Here is a 3,804-nt window from a genome sequence, read left to right on the forward strand (position 1 = left end):
CGTTCTTTGTCGCGTTTGACAAAGAATGACGCCGCCCGGGTGGGCGGAACAGAGGCTCTCATACCTCGCCGATAATGAGCCTTAAATCTAGAACAGCCGGCCCCGAACTAATGACCGCTCCGCGCCGTTATCAGCCGCGTCGCAACAAAACGTAAGGAGAAAAAAAGCCGGTGCGGGGCACCGGCGAAGAGGAATGTTGACCCGGGTGCGCGACTGAAGGGCACCGGTCACAGGTCCAACCTGACGCCAAGATTACGGTGCTCGGGATGATAAAGATTGCGAGAGAGGCTGCAGTTTTTGTGAAATGCTCTGAAAACAGCGGCGTCAATCCAAGCCCCACTTCCGGCGTTGCTGACGCATAAAGTTGAGGTCGTCTTCGGTACAGCAGAGAAAGCGGATCGCTTCATCTTCATTATCGGTAACGATGATTCGTACCGAGTTCGGCCCCATTTCGGCAATGCTCTGATAGGCGCGCGCCAGACCAAAGGTCAGTGGGCTGGTGGCGAGCAGCGCCAGTTTGCCGCCTGCGAGTCGTGGTCGATGGTAATCCTGCTCGGCTACCTCCAGCAGCGTGCTGACATTGAGCCCGTCTGCCTCGGTTATGGCCCGCAGGTCGCAGAACTCATATAACCCTTCGATAGAGCCGTACTGCTGGTTGTAGCGCTGCAGGTGATCCAGAAGTTGCTGATCGCTGACATCGCCTTCAAAGGCACAGAACACAAGACGCGAGGCGGGGTTTTTGTACAAGTGGATCATCGATTGTGGTCCGTGGATCACCATTGGAGATTATGCGCACTGTAGCAGGCTGGTGGCCACGGTTGAAGCTCAGAACTGAGGGGCGTGGGGGGCCCGGCGAATCTGCCCAGGAGTCATGGCGGCATGTTTCTTCAAAGCGTGGGTCAGGGCGCTCTGGCTGCTGAAACCGCAGCGCTGGCTGATCTCCACAAGCGGTACCGCGCTGGTGCGTAGCAGTTGTACCGCCTTGTGCAGGCGGGCGCGCAGCAGATACTGATGTGGCGCGAGGCCGGTCTGCTGTTTGAACAGCGCGTGAAAGTGACTGCTGCTCAGGTGCACCAGCGCCGCCAGGTGGTTGACGCTGATCTTGATGTCGAGGTTATCGGTAATGTAACGGTCGATTCGTTCCAGCGGCAGGGTACGGTCCTGGGCGGGCGGCTGCGGAGTAACCCCGAGGCGGTGCCCCAGCGCGTGAAGGATGGTGGCCGACAGGTGCTGTTGCAGTAGCGGGTCGTTGTGCGTGCGCTTCAGCTCCTCGGCGGAAAACTGCAGCAGCTGCTGCAACGCCGGATCGACGTCGAAGAAGCTGGCTCGTTGAAACAGACGCTCGAAACTGTCCTGCTCAAAGGGGGGGAGTGACAGTTGGGGGGTGGCGGTGAGCAGATCGACGATCAGCATGGCGTTGTCGCCCTGGCCTTGGAAGTAGTGGGCATCGTCGGCGGGCGCCAGGCAGCCGCGCAGAGTGGAGAGCTTGTCACCGCTGCCGTTGATTTCGAACTCTGCGCGCCCGCGTACGCCCACAACTAGTTGGTGATGGGCGTGCTTGTGCCGGTCGCTATCGGCCGGCATCTGGTAGAGGCGGGCGTTCAGGGTCATAGGGATTTGGACACCGAAAACAGAGCAGGGTTAGCAGTAACGTTAGCAGTTGCTGCAGTCGACATAAAGCCGCGGGATACGTGGTGTGAGGTTGGTCACCAGCTCATAGGGGATGGTGCCGCACTGTTCGGCAATCAGTTCGATCGGCAGCCCACGCCCCCAGAAGGTAACCTCGGTGCCGACGTCAGCATCGTCAATGTCGGTGATGTCGACGGTGAGCATATCCATGGAAACGCGACCAATCAGCGAGCTCTTGTCGTGTTCGCCGATCAATACAGGCAGCCCGTTAGGTGCATGGCGGGGAAAGCCGTCGGCGTAGCCCATTGCCACTACGCCCACGCGGGTGGGGCGGGTGCAGCTGTAGCGATTGCCGTAACCGATGCTGTCGCCAGCTTTGAGATGCTGAACCGCGATAATGGCGGAGCTGAGAGTCATGGCCGGTTCCAGCTGTGCCGAGGTGGCGGTGGCGCGGTCCAGCGGCGAGGCGCCGTAGAGCATCATGCCGGGACGTACCCACTGCTGATGGGTTTCCGGCCAGGCCAGCACTGCCGGCGAGTTGGACAGACTGATCGGCAGGTCGAGGGCACGGCTGAAGCGCAGAAACAGCTCCAGCTGCTCACGGGTGCGGGGCTGGTCCAGTTCATCGGCACGGGCAAAGTGGCTCATCAGGGTGATCTCGCCCGCCTGCGACGCCCCGTGGAGGCGTTTATAGGCTTCCAGAAAGGCATCGGGGCTAAATCCCAACCGGTGCATGCCGGAATCCATTTTCAGCCACAGATTGAGCGGATGGCGAGGGGTGTAGTCGAGCAGGGCGTCGATCTGGTAGTCGGAGTGGATAACCAGATCGAGGCCGAGTTGATCGACTTTGGGCAGTTCGCTAGGGTCAAAAATACCTTCAAGCAGCACCAGACGGTGGTCGATCCCCGCAGCGCGCAGTTGCTCCGCTTCTTCAATGCAGGCCACCGCGAAGGCATCGGCCTGGGGTGCCAGGGTCTGTGCGACCTCTACCGCGCCATGGCCGTAGCCGTTGCCCTTGACCACTGCCAGGGCGCGGCTGTGCGGTGCCAACTCTTTGGCCAGACGATAGTTGTGGCGGATAGCGGCCAGATTGATGACAGCTTTGGCGGGGCGGGCCATGGGTATCTCTCCTGTTAAATCGCAAAGGCCGGGCATCTGCCCGGCCTATTAAAGCAGGAACCGCTGTCCTGCGACAGCGGTGCCTTGGTTTGGCGTAAGCCAGTATTGCCGCTGGTTACGACTTGACCGGGCTGCTGAGGCCGCGTTCGTTGTCGAAGTACTCCCGCGTCAGCTTGAACACCACCGGGCTCAGCAGTGCCAGCGCGATCAGGTTGGGGATCGCCATCATCGCGTTGAGGGTGTCCGCCAGCAGCCAGACAAAGTCCAGGCCGATCATGGCGCCCACCGGTACCGCCACAATCCAAAGGATGCGGAAGGGTACGATCACTTTCACCCCGAACAGATACTCGGCGCAGCGCTCGCCGTAGACACTCCAGCCGAGAATGGTGGTGAAGGCGAAGATCGCCAGCGAGATCGCCACCAGATAGTTACCCACACCCGGCAGGGCGTCGGCAAAGGCCATGGAGGTCAGCGCTGCACCGGATTCACCGCTGGTCCAGGTGCCGGAGGTGATGATCACCAGACCGGTGATGGAGCAGATGATGATAGTGTCGATAAAGGTACCGAGCATGGCGATCAGCCCCTGGCGTACCGGGTTGTTGGTCTGCGCCGAGGCGTGGGCGATCGGTGCGCTACCGAGGCCGGCCTCGTTGGAGAAAATACCGCGGGCCACACCAAAGCGGATCGCCGCCCAGACCGCCGCCCCGGCAAAGCCACCTTCGGCTGCGGTGCCGGTAAAGGCGTGGGTAAAGATCAGGTCCAGCGCCGCCGGAATCGCTTCGGCGTTGATCGCCAGCACGGTCAGACCGGCCAGCAGGTAGGCGATCGCCATAAAGGGCACCAGCGTGCCGGCCACGCTACCGATCCGCTTGATCCCGCCCAGCAGCACCGCCGCGGTCAGCACCATCAGCACCACGCCGGAGACCCAAAGTGGCAGGCCGAAGTTGGCTTCCAGTACCGAGGCCACGGAGTTGGACTGGACGGTGTTGCCGATGCCGAAGCCGGCGATGGTGCCGAAGATGGCGAACAGGGTGCCCATCCAGGCCCATTTTTTAC

General features: G+C 61.3%; 4 protein-coding genes. All 4 read right to left on the bottom strand.

Annotated elements, in window-relative coordinates:
• Positions 1 to 324 precede the first annotated feature (324 nt).
• Positions 325 to 756: a hypothetical protein gene (locus tag JJQ76_RS17755; protein ID WP_210398305.1), complete on the bottom strand. Its 432-nt coding sequence runs from the start codon at positions 754 to 756 to the stop codon at positions 325 to 327.
• A gap of 69 nt (positions 757 to 825) precedes the next feature.
• Positions 826 to 1,611: a helix-turn-helix domain-containing protein gene (locus JJQ76_RS17760; RefSeq protein ID WP_210398306.1), complete on the bottom strand. Its 786-nt coding sequence runs from the start codon at positions 1,609 to 1,611 to the stop codon at positions 826 to 828.
• A gap of 42 nt (positions 1,612 to 1,653) precedes the next feature.
• Entirely contained in the window at positions 1,654 to 2,748 is a 1,095-nt protein-coding gene (gene alr, locus JJQ76_RS17765) for an alanine racemase (protein WP_210398307.1), read from the bottom strand.
• Between the two features lie 115 nt (positions 2,749 to 2,863).
• On the bottom strand, positions 2,864 to 3,804 hold a 941-nt coding region (locus JJQ76_RS17770), incomplete at its 5' end, for an alanine/glycine:cation symporter family protein (RefSeq protein ID WP_210398308.1).

Origin of the sequence: Motiliproteus sediminis, assembly GCF_017912535.1 — a bacterium.
In the GTDB taxonomy this organism is placed as follows: domain Bacteria; phylum Pseudomonadota; class Gammaproteobacteria; order Pseudomonadales; family Balneatricaceae; genus Motiliproteus; species Motiliproteus sediminis.

What these genes read in the sequence shown, in the direction of transcription:
- JJQ76_RS17755 (WP_210398305.1), bottom strand. Translation starts at nt 756, where the DNA reads ATGATCCACTTGTACAAAAACCCCGCCTCGCGTCTTGTGTTCTGTGCC.
- JJQ76_RS17760 (WP_210398306.1), bottom strand. Translation starts at nt 1,611, where the DNA reads ATGACCCTGAACGCCCGCCTCTACCAGATGCCGGCCGATAGCGACCGG.
- alr (WP_210398307.1), bottom strand. Translation starts at nt 2,748, where the DNA reads ATGGCCCGCCCCGCCAAAGCTGTCATCAATCTGGCCGCTATCCGCCAC.